This is a genomic window from Thalassospira alkalitolerans, from assembly GCF_002115745.1.
Classification (GTDB): Bacteria; Pseudomonadota; Alphaproteobacteria; order Rhodospirillales; family Thalassospiraceae; genus Thalassospira; species Thalassospira alkalitolerans.
Map to the genome: position 1 here is coordinate 136862 of NZ_JFKB01000007.1, position 17076 is coordinate 153937.

At 54.4% G+C, this 17076-nt stretch carries 15 protein-coding genes; 6 read left to right on the plus strand and 9 right to left on the minus strand.

The window, feature by feature from the left end:
* Positions 1 to 45 precede the first annotated feature (45 nt).
* Both TALK_RS11675 and fdhD read left to right on the plus strand, forming a co-directional pair.
* On the plus strand, positions 46 to 270 hold the full coding sequence (locus TALK_RS11675) for a formate dehydrogenase subunit delta (protein ID WP_085619039.1): 225 nt from the start codon (positions 46 to 48) through the stop codon (positions 268 to 270).
* Between the two features lie 8 nt (positions 271 to 278).
* On the plus strand, positions 279 to 1079 hold the full coding sequence (fdhD, locus tag TALK_RS11680) for a formate dehydrogenase accessory sulfurtransferase FdhD (protein WP_085619041.1): 801 nt from the start codon (positions 279 to 281) through the stop codon (positions 1077 to 1079).
* Between the two features lie 13 nt (positions 1080 to 1092).
* On the opposite strand, the gene TALK_RS11685 is transcribed toward fdhD, so the two are convergent.
* The 4 genes from TALK_RS11685 to TALK_RS11700 all read right to left on the minus strand — a co-directional run bounded on the left by TALK_RS11685 (position 1093) and on the right by TALK_RS11700 (position 5409).
* On the minus strand, positions 1093 to 2133 hold the full coding sequence (locus TALK_RS11685; RefSeq protein WP_245829845.1) for a LacI family DNA-binding transcriptional regulator: 1041 nt from the start codon (positions 2131 to 2133) through the stop codon (positions 1093 to 1095).
* 110 nt (positions 2134 to 2243) lie between these two features.
* Positions 2244 to 3749, minus strand: coding sequence for a tripartite tricarboxylate transporter permease (locus TALK_RS11690; RefSeq protein ID WP_085619043.1), 1506 nt, complete (start codon positions 3747 to 3749; stop codon positions 2244 to 2246).
* Between the two features lie 26 nt (positions 3750 to 3775).
* On the minus strand, positions 3776 to 4201 hold the full coding sequence (locus TALK_RS11695; RefSeq protein WP_085619045.1) for a tripartite tricarboxylate transporter TctB family protein: 426 nt from the start codon (positions 4199 to 4201) through the stop codon (positions 3776 to 3778).
* Between the two features lie 161 nt (positions 4202 to 4362).
* Entirely contained in the window at positions 4363 to 5409 is a 1047-nt protein-coding gene (locus TALK_RS11700) for a type 2 periplasmic-binding domain-containing protein (RefSeq protein ID WP_085619047.1), read from the minus strand.
* Positions 5410 to 5754: 345 nt separating this feature from the next.
* Here TALK_RS11700 and araD point away from each other — a divergent pair, with 345 nt between their 5' ends.
* From araD to TALK_RS11720, 4 genes are all read left to right on the plus strand, one after another.
* Positions 5755 to 7500 (plus strand): L-arabinonate dehydratase, encoded by a 1746-nt coding sequence (gene araD, locus TALK_RS11705; protein WP_085619049.1) that lies wholly within the window; start codon positions 5755 to 5757, stop codon positions 7498 to 7500.
* A 92-nt stretch (positions 7501 to 7592) separates the two neighbouring features.
* A complete protein-coding gene (locus TALK_RS11710) occupies positions 7593 to 8504 on the plus strand; it encodes a dihydrodipicolinate synthase family protein (RefSeq protein ID WP_085619051.1) in 912 nt (303 codons plus the stop codon).
* Positions 8505 to 8538: 34 nt separating this feature from the next.
* Positions 8539 to 10053: an aldehyde dehydrogenase (NADP(+)) gene (locus TALK_RS11715; protein ID WP_085619053.1), complete on the plus strand. Its 1515-nt coding sequence runs from the start codon at positions 8539 to 8541 to the stop codon at positions 10051 to 10053.
* A 70-nt stretch (positions 10054 to 10123) separates the two neighbouring features.
* Entirely contained in the window at positions 10124 to 10849 is a 726-nt protein-coding gene (locus tag TALK_RS11720) for a ribonuclease activity regulator RraA (RefSeq protein ID WP_085619055.1), read from the plus strand.
* A gap of 341 nt (positions 10850 to 11190) precedes the next feature.
* Here the strand turns inward: TALK_RS11720 and TALK_RS11725 are convergent, their stop codons facing one another.
* The 5 genes from TALK_RS11725 to xylF form a co-directional block, all read right to left on the minus strand.
* A complete protein-coding gene (locus tag TALK_RS11725) occupies positions 11191 to 12432 on the minus strand; it encodes an ROK family transcriptional regulator (protein ID WP_085619057.1) in 1242 nt (413 codons plus the stop codon).
* 220 nt (positions 12433 to 12652) lie between these two features.
* Positions 12653 to 13834: a fumarylacetoacetate hydrolase family protein gene (locus tag TALK_RS11730; RefSeq protein WP_085619059.1), complete on the minus strand. Its 1182-nt coding sequence runs from the start codon at positions 13832 to 13834 to the stop codon at positions 12653 to 12655.
* Entirely contained in the window at positions 13831 to 14658 is an 828-nt protein-coding gene (locus TALK_RS11735; RefSeq protein ID WP_211274808.1) for an ATP-binding cassette domain-containing protein, read from the minus strand. The genes TALK_RS11730 and TALK_RS11735 overlap by 4 nt, the downstream gene beginning before the upstream one ends.
* A 12-nt stretch (positions 14659 to 14670) precedes the next feature.
* Positions 14671 to 15936, minus strand: coding sequence for a sugar ABC transporter permease (locus tag TALK_RS11740; protein WP_085619061.1), 1266 nt, complete (start codon positions 15934 to 15936; stop codon positions 14671 to 14673).
* Between the two features lie 86 nt (positions 15937 to 16022).
* On the minus strand, positions 16023 to 17054 hold the full coding sequence (xylF, locus tag TALK_RS11745; RefSeq protein ID WP_085619063.1) for a D-xylose ABC transporter substrate-binding protein: 1032 nt from the start codon (positions 17052 to 17054) through the stop codon (positions 16023 to 16025).
* Positions 17055 to 17076: the final 22 nt, after the last annotated feature.

The following is a 17076-nucleotide window of genomic DNA, read 5'->3' on the forward strand; positions in this document are numbered from 1 at the left end:
TGTTTCCATCCGTAAAACAAAAAAACGGCGGGAGTTATAACGCCAATGGCACCTGACAAGCTCGTCTATATGGCCAATCAGATTGCGACCTTTTTTACATCCAAACCCCATGCCGAAGGGGTCGAAGGTGTGGCCGGTCATATCAGTGAATTCTGGGAACCGCGTATGCGCAAGCAGCTTTTTGATATGATCGAAAGTGGCCAGGAAGGTTTCCATCCGCTGGTCATCGAAGCCGCCCCGTCGATCCGCAAGGTCAAGCAACCTGCGTGAGGGCGAAAATGGCATCGGAAAACCGCATTATTGATGGTCGTGATCACGACCCGGCCCGCGCCATTGGCAACGGGCAGGGCGATGATGATGTGCCGGTGATCCTGCAGCCGGAAATCCCGGCGGCGGTGACCTTTAATGGCAAATCCCATGCGGTGATGATGGTATCCCCCCACGATCTTGAGGATTTCATCATCGGGTTTACCCTGTCCGAAGGCATTGCTGATCATATCGGGCAAATTACCCTGCGCGATGTGCGCAAGACCTTGCAGGGTTTTGTGATCGAGGCGGATCTGGATGAGAATATCCTTGAGCGTCTTGATGTTCGCCAGCGCACGCTGGAAGGCCGATCCGGCTGTGGGCTTTGCGGGGTTCAATCGCTTGACGCGGTTGCCATGGACAAGATCGGCAAGGTCGTGCCGGGTAATATGGCCCAAGATATTGTTTTGCGGGCGATTGATGCGCTTCCGGATCATCAGACGCGCAATCGCGAAGGCGGGGGGCTTTTACATGCCAGTGCCTTTGTCGATGGCACGGGGACGATCCAAATCGTGCGCGAAGATATTGGGCGTCATAATGCGCTGGATAAGGTTCTGGGGGCGGTGGCCCGTGCCGGGATTGATAAAACGGGCGGGTTCATCCTGATGACCAGCCGGTGTTCGTATGAAATCGTGACCAAAACCGTGCAATGCGGGGTTGGTGGGCTTGTGACGCTTTCGGGGCCGACATTAACTGCGGTCAATTTGGCGCGGCAGGCGGGCCTGACGATGATTTGCCGCGAACGGCATGGATTATTCCGCCGTTTTTCGTGATGTCGGTTGGTGTTTAAGCCGAATCCCGTGCCACGATTTCAAATCCGATGTCGATGCACTTGTTTTCCAATGGTTTTTGGTCAATACGCGTCATCAGAACTTTTGCAGCCTGAGAGCCAAGATAAGCCCGGTCGACCTTGACCGTTGTCAGGGCGGGCGCGGTAAAGGCGGCAAAATTCTGGTTCCCGAAACCAATCACGGCGATGTCTTGGGGAATTTTAAGGTGGCGTGTTTGGGCTTCGATAATGACGCCATGTGCCAGAAGATCCGAACTGCACATAACAACACCGCTTTTGAAGCCGTTTTCGATGGCTTGGGCAAGGGATGAGCGCCCGAGTTCAAGACTGGCCTGTCCGGGCAAGCAAATTTCATCGACCTGATTTTGGGTCAGCTTGTTAAAGGTGTCGCAAAAAGCATCTTTGCGTCTTAGCGCCCGTTCGTCGCCTGCGGAAATGGCCAGCGCATGGCGATAGCCTTTTTCATAGGCAAACTTTGCGGTTTCTTCACCCGATTTTGCATGTGAAAAGCCAACACAGGTGTCGATCGGAGATGCGGTAATATCCCAAATTTCAACAACCGGAATGCCGGACCCCAAAATCATGCGTTTGCATTTGGCCGAATGATTTATGCCGGTCATCATGATGCCGTCGGGGCGGCGACTGAGCATTGTTGCCAGAATTGATTCTTCTTCTTCCTGCGACAGGCCGGTTTCCGCAGTAAGAACGTGATAGCCGTATCCGCGCATGACCTGAATGAAGTGTTTGATAAATTCGGAATAGGCAAAATTGGTGATCGACGGGATCAGGGCGACAATCAGGTGGCTTCGCTTTGAGGCAAGTGCGCCTGCGACCATGTTTGGAACATAGCCGGTCAATTCAATCGCATTTTTGATGCGTTCAAGTGTCTTGGCGGAAACTTTCGACGGATTATTCAGCGCCCGGGATACCGTTACCTGAGATACGCCCGCAAGACGCCCGACAGCTTCCATTGTCACCGTGCCGGAGCTGCTTTCGGTGTTTTGTTTGGCTTCAGGTTTGCGTTCGGTCTTGGGCAAAATGGTTTCTCTGTTGGTAAAGCTGCGCTGATATTTTTCTCCGGGGGTAAAGGAAACCCCGGAGAAAACATCTTTGCAGGGGGTCAGGCAATAAAGCGTGCCTGATTATGTTACTGGCCGTTTTGGACCAAGTCTTTTTTCTTTTTGCGCGCGATTGTAATCGAGAACCAGACGGATAGCCCGATCAAGACCCACAAAAGAACCGCGATCCAGCTTTTGGTAAAGAAGATCGAAAGCGTGCCAAAGGATTCAATACTTTTGACGAAATAGATTTCCGCCGATGGACCCAGAATGAAACCGATAATAAACGGCGCAATTTCCAATCCGATTTTATGGGCAAAGTAGCCAAACAAACCAAATATCAGCAACGTCCAGACATCAAACATGACGCCGTAATTGATGGTATATGCCCCGACAACGCACATCATCAAAATGATCGGAAACAGGATGTTTTTCGGGATCATCACGACTTTGGCGATATAGCGGATGGCAAAGATCATGACCAGAAGCATAACGATGTTTGCCGCCAGCATCGCGATAATCATGGCATCCCATGTTACCGGATTATTGCCGATAAACAGGGGGCCGACCTGAATGCCTTGCAAGGTAAAGGCGCCGATCAGGATTGCGGTTGTCGAATCACCTGGAATACCAAGCGATAAAAGCGGAACCAATGCGCCGCCGGTCAGGCCATTGTTGGCACTTTCCGATGCCATAATGCCTGATGGCTCGCCTTTGCCAAATCGTTCCGGGTTTTTTGAAAAGTTCTTTTGCTGGCTATAGGCCAAAATCGATGCGGCACTGCCACCAACGCCGGGCAAAATACCCACAAAAGTCCCAATCCCGGATGAGCGGATCAGATTGACAAATTGACCTTTGAAGACGGAAAAATCGAACCGTTTGCCTTTGCCGATCTTGATCGATGAAAGGTCTTTGCCGTCTTTCATACCGTCTTCGGCTTCGATAAGGATCGTGGCCAAGCCAAAAATCCCGATCAGTACCGGCAGCAATGAAAAGCCGCTTTCAAGATAATATTCCAAAAATTCCGGCACCAAGCGCAATTCGCCGTTGCCGCCACGTGAAATATCATAGGCCCCGATCAGGCTTAGGAATATGCCCAAAACGCCGCTGAAAATACCGACCAGCATGTTGCTGCTAAGTGCGGCCATAACGGTCAGGGCAAAGAAGATAATCAGGAATTTTTCGACATATGAAAACTTGATCGCAAAGTCGGCAAGGGCAGGGGCGAAGAAGTACAAAGCGGCAAGGCTTATGATGCCGCCGATAAATGACGAAATGACCGCGATCCGAAGGGCACGTTCGCCTTCGCCCTTTTGGGTCATCGGATAGCCATCAAATGTGGTGGCGATAGAGGATGGCGTTCCCGGAATATTCAAAAGAATTGCCGGAACAAGGCCGCCGGAAATACCCCCGACGTAAAGACCCAGCAGCAAGGCCAGACCGTTTTCCAATCCAAGGGAATAGGTCAGGGGCAAACACACCGCGACCGCCATGGTTGCTGTCATGCCCGGAATTGCACCAAAGATGATGCCAATCACGGTGCCTGATGCAACCAGGGTAAAGAAGAACGGCGTTAAAATGGAAAGAAAATCCATGTCAAATCTCTCGTGTCGTTCTTGGCTTAAGGAAGCGATATGTTGAAAAGCTCGGACAGCAGATACCAGACAACGCTGGGTGCTATGACGGCGTTAAGTCCTGCTATCATCAGGTGCCGTTTATCGCGCTGGTGCAGGTAAAGCACGCTCATGGCGAACAGGTAGGGGATTGAACAGATGTAAAATCCCAGACCGGTGTTGGGGTAAAAATCACCAACCCATGGCATTGCGATGAAATAAAGAACGGTACCCACAAGTGTTCCGAAAAACCGCATGTGGTCAATCTTGGCCGGCCACCATGGAAGAGAGCCAACCGTCGCCAAAATTGTGCGGCCGCGCGTTGCCAATATGGCCACCAGTAAAATGCCAAGGACAACGGCGGTGATCGTTGGAAACACAGTGTGTGATGTATCGAAATCGATGGACACTGATAAAAGCGATTCCAGTGACATGAAGTATCTCCTGCTTATCCCGCCGTTTCCGGTTCTGCCGAAAACCCATCTGTTTCAAAGCGTGAAGCGTTTGGCGGGATTGTCTTTAGTGGTCGTTTCAGGCAGGGAAAAATGCCAAGTGCCATGTCGGCCCGACCAAAAGCCGGGCCGACATGATATGGTTACTTGGTCGAAATCGAAGAGATAATTTTCCGGATGGTTTCGCTTTTATCTTTCAGATAGGCAGAGGCTTCGGTCGAGGGCAGGAAGTTCGGGATAAAGAAGGAATTCTTCTGGGTTTCCTGAATTTTGCCTTCGGCATAGATTTCAGCAAGGGCATTGTCGATGGTTTCGATAATTGCCGGATCCATGTCTTTGTTGAAGATGAAAAAGAACTCTTTATCAAAGGTAAAGTCTTTTTTGCCATCGATCGTGACGCTGACATTTGGCGTGGTATAGCCCAGCAGTTCTTCGCTGGTCGTGTTTCCCATGCCTTCCGGATTTGCCTGTTTGATGGTTTCTTCACGGGCGGTTACCCAGATGAAACGCATGGCTTTTTGGTCATCCTGGGCAAGCTGGGTGAACTGTTCGTTCGCCTGCACCGAGCCGTTGATCACATCAGCCTGACGGTCAAACAGAAGCTGGTTTTTATCTGCCTGTGAACCGGTGTTAACGGCGACAATGTTTTCTTCGGCGCCGGGATACATGATTTTTGCGGCGTTTTTCATCGCAGACAAACCAATTTCCGAAACGCCACCGGCCTGAATGGCAACCCGAATGCGCTGTCCGGCGGCGGCGGCGGCAAAGACGTCTTCCATTGATCGGAATGGTGAGTCTTTTGCGACAAGATATGCATTGCCCGGATTGATCGAAACCGTTGCGCCAACATTGTATTTTTCAAAAATGTTGTCATAGCCGCGAACACCATAAAGGTTGCCCATATAGGCACCGTCATGGAACATCATAAGTGTCGTGCCGCGTGAATCGCGATCAAGTGCCTTGAAGGCTTCGCTGACGCCAACGGCATCAACTTTGACATTGATATCCAGTTTTTTCGACAGGGCTTCGGCGACGATGGCGCTGTTTTGATAGGTATCACCGCCGGTCGATTTTGAACCGATCACCAGGCGAACATTGCTTGGCAGTTCTGCGGCGTTGGCGATAATTGGTGATGCAACCATGGCGGCAAAGCCGGCTGCGGTGGCGAGGGTCTTGAAAAATCCGGTCATGAGTTTCCTCCCAAATGACGCTTTCCTGATGGAGCTTTTTGCCCGTGATGCCCGGTCGAGGTGGTTCTCGCGGGCTAGCGTTTCACTTGTTATTATTATTGCAGCCTGTAAATTTTCAAGCCATATGAAAGCGCATACATAATTTCATACAAGTGGTTTTGAATTATGTCAATCCCAGAATAGTCAGTCTTTTTTATCCAGCTTTTCTCTGTTGAATTGCATGTAAGAATACTTGACAACGAATACATGTATGCGCATACATAAAGCTATCAAAGAAATCATATTGTTTTGTTGGTTGCGCGTGATGCATCGTCAGCCTTCAGGCAAAAAAACGGGAGGGACGCCATGTCCGCGAAACAAAAAAAATCACCTGAAGACCTTAGAAGTGCGCGTTGGTTTGCGCCGGATGATCTTCGCGCGTTTGGGCATCGTTCACGTTTGATGCAGATGGGGCTTGATCCGGAAGACTGGGTTGGGCGCCCGGTGATTGGTATTTTGAATACCTGGTCGGAATTAAATCCTTGTCATGCCCATTTCCGGGAACGGGCCGGGGATGTGAAAAAGGGTGTGCATCAGGCGGGCGGTTTCCCGGTCGAACTTCCGGCGATTTCGGTTGATGAATCCTTCACCAAGCCGACCTCGATGCTGTATCGCAACCTGCTGGCGATGGAGACCGAGGAAATGATCCGGTCCCACCCGCTTGACGGTGTGGTTTTGATGGGCGGTTGCGATAAAACGACACCGGGCCTTGTGATGGGCGCGATTTCGGCCGGTGTGCCGATGATTTATCTGCCCGCCGGGCCGATGTTGCGCGGCAATTATGCCGGTAAAATCCTGGGGTCAGGCTCGGATGCCTGGAAATACTGGGATGAACGGCGCGCCGGTAACATCAGTGACGAAGAATGGCTTGGTGTTGAAGGCGGTATTGCGCGGTCCTATGGCCATTGCATGACAATGGGCACCGCATCGACCATGACCGCCATTGCCGAAGCAATGGGGCTTTGCCTTCCTGGCGCGTCCTCCATCCCGGCACCGGATGCCGGGCATATTCGCATGTCGACCCAATGTGGTCGTCGGATTGTTGATATGGTCTGGGAAGATTTGACGCCGGAAAAAATCGTCACCCCGGAATCGGTTCGGAACTCTGCCGTTGTTGCAATGGCAACCGGGTGTTCGACCAATGCGGTGGTGCATCTTTTGGCGATGGCGCGCCGTGCCAGTATCAATCTTACCCTTGATGATCTTGATGCGCTGGGCCGCACCACGCCGCTGATCGCCAATATTCGCCCATCGGGCAAGGGTGATTATTTGATGGAAGATTTCTTCTATGCCGGGGGATTGCGCGCCCTTATGGCGCAGCTTGGTGACAAGCTTGACCTTGGTGTGACGACGGTAACCGGCAAAACGCTGGGTGAAACGCTTGAAGGGGCGACGGTTTATAACGATGACGTTATTCGCCCGTTGTCAAACCCGGTCTATCACGAAGGATCGCTTGCGGTTTTGCGCGGCAATCTGTGCCCGGACGGGGCGGTGATCAAACCGGCCGCCTGTGACGAGCGTTTCCGCAATCACAAGGGACCGGCATTGGTGTTTGACAGCTATCCCGAGATGAAAAAGGCGATTGATGACGAAAACCTTGATGTCACGCCCGATCATGTTTTGGTGCTGCGCAATGCCGGGCCGCTTGGCGGGCCGGGCTTCCCGGAATGGGGTATGTTGCCCATTCCCAAGGCGCTGATCAAACAGGGCCATCGCGATATGTTGCGCATTTCTGATGCGCGGATGTCGGGCACGTCCTATGGGGCCTGTGTGCTTCATGTTGCGCCAGAAAGTTATATCGGCGGGCCGCTCGCACTTTTGAAGACCGGCGATATCGTTCGGCTTGATCTTGATAACCGGCGTTTGGATATGCTGGTGGCCGAGGACGAGATCGAGCGTCGCCGTGCCGCATGGAAAAAACCCGAAGATCGCTATCAGCGTGGTTATGGCTGGATGTTTGGCAAGCATGTGACCCAGGCCAATGAGGGCTGTGACTTTGACTTCCTGTCGCCTGATTTTGGTAAAACCGCGGGCGAGCCGGATATTTTCTGATCCGGTTTTGATGGCCGGTAATGATTAAGTGTGAAACGAAATGGTGGTGCCCCCAACGTGCTGCCATCCACAGAATTCAAGGACTTTGACCAATGGCGCTTTCCAAGGCTGAATTGCGTGACGTGCTTTCGGGGATATCGGGTATCCTTGTCACGCCTTATGACGAAAACGGTGATGTTGCACCGGCTAAACTTTCGCCGATCATTGATCGTGCGCTGGCGGCGGGTGTGCATTTTCCGGTGGTGAATGGCAATACCGGCGAATTTTACGCGCTGACCACGGATGAGGCCATCACCATGGCCCAATCGGTTGCTGAAATGCTGGATGGTCGGGCGCCGATGCTGGCCGGGGTTGGTCGCGGTATTCGCGATGCGGTTGCGTTGGCCAAGGCATCGGCCAAGGCCGGGGCCGAGGCTTTGATGATCCATCAGCCACCAGACCCGTTTGTTGCGCCGCGCGGTGTTGTTGATTACCTGAAACGTATTGCCGATGCATCGGATGGTTTGCCGATGATGCTTTATCTGCGCAATGATACCATCGGCACCAAGGCAATTGCCGATCTTTGTGCGGTCGAAGGGGTGGCCGGTGTGAAATGGGCAACGCCGAACCCGATGAAACTGGCCGAGGCGATTTCTGCCTGTGATCCTGATATTGTCTGGGTCGGGGGATTGGCCGAGGTTTGGGCGCCAAGTTTTTATGCCGTTGGCGCACGTGGCTTTACATCGGGTTTGATCAATGTGTGGCCGGAACGGTCGATGGCGATCCACAGCGCCCTTGAAGGCGGCGATTATGAAACCGCCCGTAAACTGATTGCAGAAATGCGCGCATTCGAAGATGTGCGCGCCGAAGAAATGAATGGCACCAATGTGACCGGTGTGAAATCGGCGTTGAAATTGCTGGGCAATGATTGCGGTGCGACCCGTCCGCCATCGGCATGGCCGCTTACCGATACACAGCATGAAAAGCTGGTTGGCTTCATGCGTCAAAATAAACTTGTGAAATAAATGCCGGGATAACCCCGGTCAAAGGAGGCACAAAATGTCCTATCATCTGACAGGAAAACATCTGATCGCAGGCCAGTGGGTAGCAGGCGAGCAGACCTTCCAGTCCGAGCCTGCCCATGGCCCGGCCAATACATTCCCGGTCGGCACCCCGGCACTGGTTGATCAGGCTGCCAAGGCCGCCGAAGAAGCGTTTTGGAGCTTTGGCTATTCCACCCGTGAAGATCGTGCGGCGTTGCTAAACAAAATTGCTGATGAAATCGATGCGCGCGGTGCAGAAATTACCGAAATCGGCACCCAGGAAACCGGCCTTCCCGAAGCCCGCCTGAATGGCGAGCGTGGCCGCACCGTTGGCCAGCTTCGCCTGTTTGCAAGCCATATTTTGGCCGGTGATTATCTGGATCGTCGTCATGACGAAGCATTGCCCGATCGTGCGCCGTTGCCGCGCCCGGATTTGCGTTTGATGCAGCGCCCGATTGGCCCGGTGGCCGTGTTTGGTGCGTCGAACTTCCCGCTGGCGTTTTCGGTTGCCGGTGGTGATACCGCCGCCGCCCTTGCCGCAGGTTGCCCGGTTGTTGTCAAAGGCCATTCCGCCCATCCTGGTACTGGTGAAATCGTTGCACAGGCGATTGACGTTGCGGTTAAGGCGTGTGGCGTTCATCCCGGCGTGTTTTCGCTTATTCAAGGCGGCAAACGTGATGTTGGTCAAAGTCTGGTGCAGCATCCGCTGATCAAGGCGGTTGGCTTTACCGGGTCGCTTGGCGGTGGTCGTGCATTGTTTGATCTGTGTGCGCAACGTCCGGAACCAATTCCGTTCTTTGGCGAGTTGGGATCGGTCAATCCGATGTTCCTGTTGCCCAAAGCCATGAGCGCGCGGAACGAAGCCCTTGCCAAAGGCTGGGCCGGGTCCTTGACCATGGGAGCAGGGCAGTTCTGCACCAATCCGGGAATTGCGGTTGTGATTGATGGGCCGGATGCCGATGCTTTTGTTGAAACGGCCAAAGCAGGCCTTGGCGATGTTGCCGCCCAGACCATGCTGACCGATGGCATGGCCGATGCGTATCGCAGTGGCGCAAAACGCATTGCCGAAACCGCAGGCGTTAAAGATGTGCTGACCACGACATGTGATCTTCGCAATGCAACGCCGTATTTGTTTGAAACCACCGGTGAAAACTGGCTGGCCAATCATGTGTTGGGCGAAGAAGTCTTTGGGCCGCTTGGTCTTGTTGTCCGGGTTAAGGACATGGCGCAAATGCGCGCGGTTGCCAAGGCACTTGAAGGTCAGTTGACTTGTACGCTTCATCTTGATGCCGGTGATGCCGCCGATGCCCGTTCGTTGATGCCGATTTTGGAACGCAAGGCTGGCCGTGTTTTGGCCAATGGTTTTCCGACCGGGGTCGAGGTTTCCGACACCATGGTGCACGGTGGACCGTATCCGGCATCGACCAATTTCGGGGCGACATCGGTCGGCACCATGTCGATCCGTCGTTTCCTGCGCCCGGTTTGCTATCAGAACATCCCGGCGGATGTTTTGCCGACTGATCTGGCCTGATTGCCATTTGATATGACTTGGCGCGGGTGCGTGTGATCCACGGCCCGCGCATATCTACGGAGTTTCGAATATGACCGACTATGTCCTTGGCAATGCCACGCGTGACAAACTTAAACGGGTCAGCACCGCGTCGCTTTGCACCGCGCTTTTTAAGCGTGGCCTGCGCAATCAGTACATTCAGGAAGTCGGGCCGGTGGCGCCCAAAGACGACAACATGGTCGGGCAGGCTTATACGCTGCGTTATATCCCGGCGCGTGAAGATCGCAATCCGATTGAAGTGTTCCGCGATCCCAACCATCCGCAACGTGTTGCTGTTGAGCAATGCCCGGCGGGCCATGTTCTTGTCATGGATAGCCGCAAGGATGCCCGTGCGGCATCCGCCGGATCAATCCTTGTTACCCGCCTGATGAAGCGCGGTGTTGTTGGTATCATTACCGATGGCGGTTTTCGTGATGCCGAAGGCATTGGCAAGCTTGATATTCATGCCTATCACAATCGTCCGTCGGCCCCGACCAACCTGACGCTGCACGAGGCCTATGACATTAATGTGCCAATCGGCTGTGGCGATGCACCGGTTTTTCCGGGCGATGTTCTGGTTGGAGACCGGGATGGCGTGGTGGTTCTTCCGGCCCATCTGGCCGATGAGATTGCCGAAGAATGCGCAGGCATGGAAAGTTTCGAAGACTTTGTTCTGGAAGAAGTTATGGCGGGCAAGTCGATCATTGGCCTGTATCCGCCGACCAAGGATGAAACCAAGGCCAATTTCGAAGCATGGCGTAAAAAAACGGGTCGTTGATCCGCTATATTTTGCTGTATATAGCGGCGAAAATGTAATGAAGGCCGTCCGGTTTCGGGCGGCCTTTTGCATGGGGCAGCAGATTGAGCCGCAGATTGCGTGGCGGAGTGGTTTGTTGTGATGCGGCCTGTGGGGTGGGCATGTGTGACGGGGGATGGGTGACGAGTGACGAGTGATGGGGAATGCGATGGGCAACGGGCGGTCTGGCGGATCATTTGGCGACGGTCGGGATGATGATCTTTGGGGATTTGGGCGGGCCAGTTTGACGGCCCTGTCTGGATCGGGGCGCGTGTGATGTGTGTCGCTACGTCTTTTTGTGCCACATTATCGAATGCCGGGGGTTAGCCTTGATGTGCGGGTGGATTGGCGAAGATGCTTTCGTCATGGCGTAAAAGGCTTTGGCCAATCGCACCTTGCAATGCCAAATCCTTGTTCCAGGGCAGATGGATGATTTTGGGGCCGTTGCGCAGTTCGGGCACCTGTGCTTCGCGCAGGCCACGGTCGATTTCGGGTTCCATCAAATCATAGGCCCGTGCGCCTGACCCGGTGATCAGAATGCGTTCCGGTCCCAACAGCGCAATCAGATTGGCAATGCCATATCCCAGAACCTTGCCAGCATGGCGGAACAGATCGGCAAGACCTTCGTCGCCGCTGCGCGCCCGTTTGACCAGATCCATCATTTGATCTTCGCTGGGATGCAGGCTGTTGGCGTTGGGCAGGTCAATCAGGCCGCTGGCATCGCGCAGGATGGCGTAATCGCCGATATAGGCTTCGATACAGCCCCGTCGCCCGCAATTGCAAAGCGGCCCATCGGGTTGATATTTCATATGGCCAAATTCGGCCGCCGCGCCGAAATGCCCATTATAGACCGCCCCGTTCAGGACAAGTCCCATGCCAACCCCGTATCCCAACATGATGACGGCGAAATCACCCTTGCCGCCAAGGTCGTTGTTTTGGGTGATGGCGGTGGCGATGCAATTGGCATCGTTCGACATCTGAACAATCCCGCCGTACCGTTCGCGCAGTGGTTTGGTGACGGCAATCTGGCGATGACGAAGGGCCGGGGACCAGATGATTTCGCCGCTATTGCTGTCGGCGACGCCCTGAATGGCGATGCCGATGCCAATCGGCGGGCGCTTTGCCAAGGTGTCGTTGTCGGCAATGAATTGATCAATCAGGTCACACAGGGTTGCGACAAGTGATGTGTCGTCAAGGTCGCGGGTATTGATGCTGTGCTGGATGCTGTGTTCGATTTCGCCCTTGAAATTTCCCAGTGCGATTTCGATCAGGTTGATGGTCAGTTTGATGCCGATGACATAGGCCGCACTTGGGACAAGATCGAGCAAAACCTTGGGGCGGCCCCGTGTGGTGCCTTGGCTGCCGGTGCTGGTCGCCGCACTTTGGGTTTCCTGCACCAATCCTTGGGCGATCAGATCCGCGGTCAGCGATGTGACGGTGGCGGGGCTTAATCCGGTGGCGTTGCCGATATCAATCCGGGCCGCCGGACCATGAACGCGCAAAAAGCGCAAAATGGCAATCTGCGAGGGTTGGCGCGGGGTGTCATGATCGGGGCGACGGCTCATGGGTGGGGCCTGTAACTAACTGTGTGGGGCGGGATATGAAACGGGTCTGAATTTCAGGCCCGTTCGCGTGATATGGGCATGGCGTGATCCCGGGGGATGCCGGGGCGTTCTTGGAATTTCCTTGATGCGTCCTTGATGCCGTTCTTGGCGGAGGTTTGCTGTTTGGGGTCGTGCCCTCGGAAATCGCCAAGGATTTCCGAGGGTTTTTGATGTCGCCGTTTTAAAGCAGGCCGCGTGCCGCCAGATTGGTCATCAAGGCGGTGATGCCAAATGTCCAAGGGGCAATCGCATCGGAACGATCCACCTGATTGCACAATGTGCCAAGAGACGGGGTCGAGATGGTGACAAGATCGCCCATTTCATGGGTAAAGCCCTTGCCCGGACCGCCCCGGTCATCGGTCGGGGCAAACATGGTGCCCAGAAACAGCATAAATCCATCCGGGTATTGGTGATGTTTGCCACATGCCTGTGCGGCAAGGCTTTCGGGGGATCGGCTGATCTGGCTCATGGAACTTCCGGCGTCAAGGTGATAGCCATCTGCGCCATCAACCGCCATTTTCAAATCGGCATTCTTGACGGTTTCAAGGGTGAATGTACCATCAAACAACCGAATGAATGGACCAATGGCACAGGATCCATTGTTGTCTTTGGCCTTGCCCAGCAAAAGGGCAGACCGGCCTTCGACATCGCGCAGATTGACGTCATTGCCAAGGGTCGCGCCAACAATGGTGCCCGCCGAATTGACGGCCAGAACGACTTCGGGTTCCGGGTTGTTCCAGTTTGAAATCGGATGCAAGCCAACATGCGCCCCGTGTCCAACTGCTGACATCGGCGGGGATTTGGTAAAGATTTCCGCATCCGGGCCGATCCCGACTTCGAGATATTGCGACCAGGCGCCTTTTTCGATCAGAACCTGTTTGATTTCGGCGGCCTTGGGCGATCCCGGTTCGATCTGGGATAAATCATCGCCAATAATACCCGTGATTTCGGTGCGGATTTGATCGGCCTTGCTGGCGTCGCCGCGGGTTTGTTCTTCGATGACGCGTTCCAACAGGCTGGCTACAAAGGTGACCCCGCTTGCCTTGATTGCCTGAAGGTCATTGGGGCTAAGCAAATGAAGGGTTTCTGCCCCGGTACCGGGTTTTGACGCGGCGACAATGTCATCAAGCGTCCCGATCAGCGGGAAATCGGATGCCTTGCCCAGTTCGGATACCAAGCCATCGCGTTCAAGAAGCTGACTGACCGTCGGGGCGAGCTTGCTGATATCGCGCAGGTTGCCCTGATCGACAAGAACGGGCGTTGGGCCCGATACCCGCGGGTCCCACACGCGACCGATCAGAATGGCGCGATCATGATCGCTTGGCAGGATATCGCGGGCAGAATTGGGGACGTGGACGGTCATTGCAGAGCCTCTTTGTTTGGGGCATTGGTGGCACCCGGTCCGGCAAGATGCATCAGGTGTTCAGGCATTTTACCAAGGATGATCATCCCCAGAACATCGTCGTGGGTAACATCCTTGGTCGGGACCGTTCCAACCAGTTTGCCGTTTTTCATGACATGCAAACGATCAGATAAATCAAACACATCATGAAGATCGTGACTGATCAACAAAATACCGAGCCCGTCGCGTTTTAACTGATCAATCAATTCGCCGACCATGCGGGTTTCATGAACACCAAGGGCGGCACAGGGTTCATCCATGATCAGGACGCGGGCTTCGAACAAAAGTGCCCGCGCAATCGCAACCGATTGACGTTGACCACCGGAAAGGGCTGAAACCGGCGATGTGAATTTCTTGAAATTCGGGTTTAGACGATGAAGGACTTCGCGGGCCTTGTGTTCCATCGCTGCATCGTCAAGAAAGCCAAACTTATCGGTGAATTCGCGGCCCAGAAACAGGTTTTGAGCAGCATCAAGATTATCGGCAAGGGCCAGGTTTTGGTAGATCGTTTCGATATTGTTGTCCCGCGCATCGCGGGCATTTTCGATTTTGGCTTCGCGGCCATCGACAATGATCTGGCCGCTATCGGCCTGATAGGCACCTGAAAGAACCTTGATCAGGGTTGATTTCCCGGCACCATTATGGCCCAGAACGCCGACCACTTCGCCGGGGTAAAGGTCAATCGAAACACCGTCAACGGCCTTGACCCCGCCAAAACTGATATGGATGTCGCGCATTTCGACCAGCGGATTTTTATCGGTGTTGCTGTTGTTGGTTTCTGGCATTTCCGGTCTCCCTTACGCGGTCGGGTCGCTGTAACGACGGTGGAAATATTTGTCACTAAAGACGGCAAGAACAAGAACAAGGCCAATCACGATGCTTTGCAATGACGTATCAACGCCGAGCAAGGCCATGCCGCTTTGCAGGCTTTGCATGACCAATGCGCCAATCAGCGCGCCGTAAATTGTGCCAAGCCCACCGGCAAGCGATGTGCCGCCAATGACCACAGCCGCGATCACACGAAGTTCGTCCAGAGTGCCAAGGTCATTACCAGCCGATTGCAGGCGGGCCGATGAAATCGCCGCACTGATGGCGCAGAGAACCCCCATCAGGGCAAAGACCGCCACGGTCATGCGTTTGACATTGATCCCGGCAAGTTCAGCAGCCTGTGGGTTGCCGCCAATGGCAAAGACATAGCGCCCGAACCGGGTGCGTTTGGCAACGATGGTCAGGACAATGGCGACAAGTGCAACAATCAAAAGCGGGATTGGAATGCCATGCGAAATCACAAGGTTTTCTGCGGTTGCCGCAATGCCGCGACTTTCAAGAATGCGTTCAGCGGCCCGTTCGGGCAGGTGATAGGCATTTAAGGTGATGACCGCAATCAGAACCAGACCCGCCTTGATCGCGGTGTTGGTGTATTCCGCCCAGATCGGTTTGACCGGGAATTCAAATGATAGCCGGCGACGTCGGTCTTTGATCGCGGCATAGATGATGGCGGCAATGGCAATGGCGGCGACGACCCAGCTCCAAGTGGCGCCAATCGTGCCTTCGATGCCGCCACCCAGCAGCATGAAATTATGATCAAGCGGGGCAACGGTGCGCCCCTGGGTGACCCACCATGCTGCCCCGCGCCAGACCAAAAGCCCGCCCAGCGTGACAATAAAGGCCGGAACCCCAAGATAGCCAACGGCAAGTCCCTGAATGCTGCCAATGGCGCCGCCAATGATCAATCCGACGATCAGCGTGATCACCCAGGTCATCGGATGATTGTATTCGAGAAACTGTGGCAGGATATCGGATTGGACCACGCCCATGATCATGGCCAGAACGCCCAATATGGCGCCGACCGAAAGATCGATATGGCGGGTGACAATGATCAGAACCATCCCGCAGGCCATCACGGCCACGGATGCGGTTTGCACCGACAGGTTAAAGATATTTCGCGGGGTGATAAACCGGCCACCAGACGCCAGGTCAAAGCCGATCCAGATAATCAAAAGCACAACGGCCAGCCCGACAAGGCGGCGGTCGACTTCCATCTTGGCAAGTAGTCTTGTCATGTCAAAAGCTCGTCAAGCAGCGGGGCTGGCCAGAATGATAGGCCAGCCCCGGGTTTCGCAAGGTCGGAGGGAGGAGGAAACCTGCCTTAGTTACAGGCAGCGACCTTGCCGCTTGCAACGCCTTTGCAGACAACGTCTTTCGAGACCCAACCGGCATCAATCACCAGATTGAGTTTGTCCTGGGTGATGGCGACCGGAGCAAGGAAATAGGATTTCATGGTGACGCCATTCGGGCTTTGCCAATCCTGCGTGCCTTTGACGTCGCCAAGTTTGGTGCCTTTGGCAAGGTCAACGGCGATTTCGGCTGCGCGCTGGCCCAAAACGCGGGCGTCTTTCCAAACCGAAACCGTCTGGGTGCCAAGGGCAACACGGTTAAGGGCGGCATGGTCGCCATCCTGACCGGAAACCGGAATGCCTTGCATGCCCTGTGCGGAAAGGGCGGCAACAACACCACCGGCCGTGCCGTCATTTGAGGCAATAACGGCATCGACTTTGTTATCGGCAGCGGTCAGGAATTGTTCCATGTTGCGCTGGGCGATGGCGGGTTGCCAGCTATCGGTATAGGCTTCGCCGACAACCTTGATGTCACCGGAATCGATTGCGGCCTGAACGACTTCAAGTTGACCTTCGTGCAGGATATTGGCGTTCGGATCAGTCGGGGCGCCTTTGATAAAGACATAGTTGCCTTTGGGCTGGGCGGCGAATACGGCCTTGGCCTGAAGGCGGCCGACTTCCTTGTTGTCAAAGGTAATGTAATAGGCGGTGGCGTCTTCGATCAGGCGGTCATAGCCAACAACCGGGATGCCTTCGTTGGTTGCCTGCTTTACTGCGGCACCAATTGACGAGGAATCCTGTGCCAGAACGATCAAGGCATCTGCACCGCGCGAAATCAGGCTTTCGATATCGGAAAGCTGTTTGGATGGCGAGCTTTGGGCATCGGCGCTGATATATTGCGCACCAGCGGCTTCGAGGGCTTTGACCATCGCGGCTTCGTCGGTTTTCCAACGTTCTTCCTGGAAGTTCGACCAGCTAACGCCAACGATCAGATCATCGGCAAAAGCATTGGCAGAAAACAGTACTGCACCGGCCAGTGCGACCGAGGAGAGGAGCTTTTTCATTTGTTTCTTCCCTGAATGATAT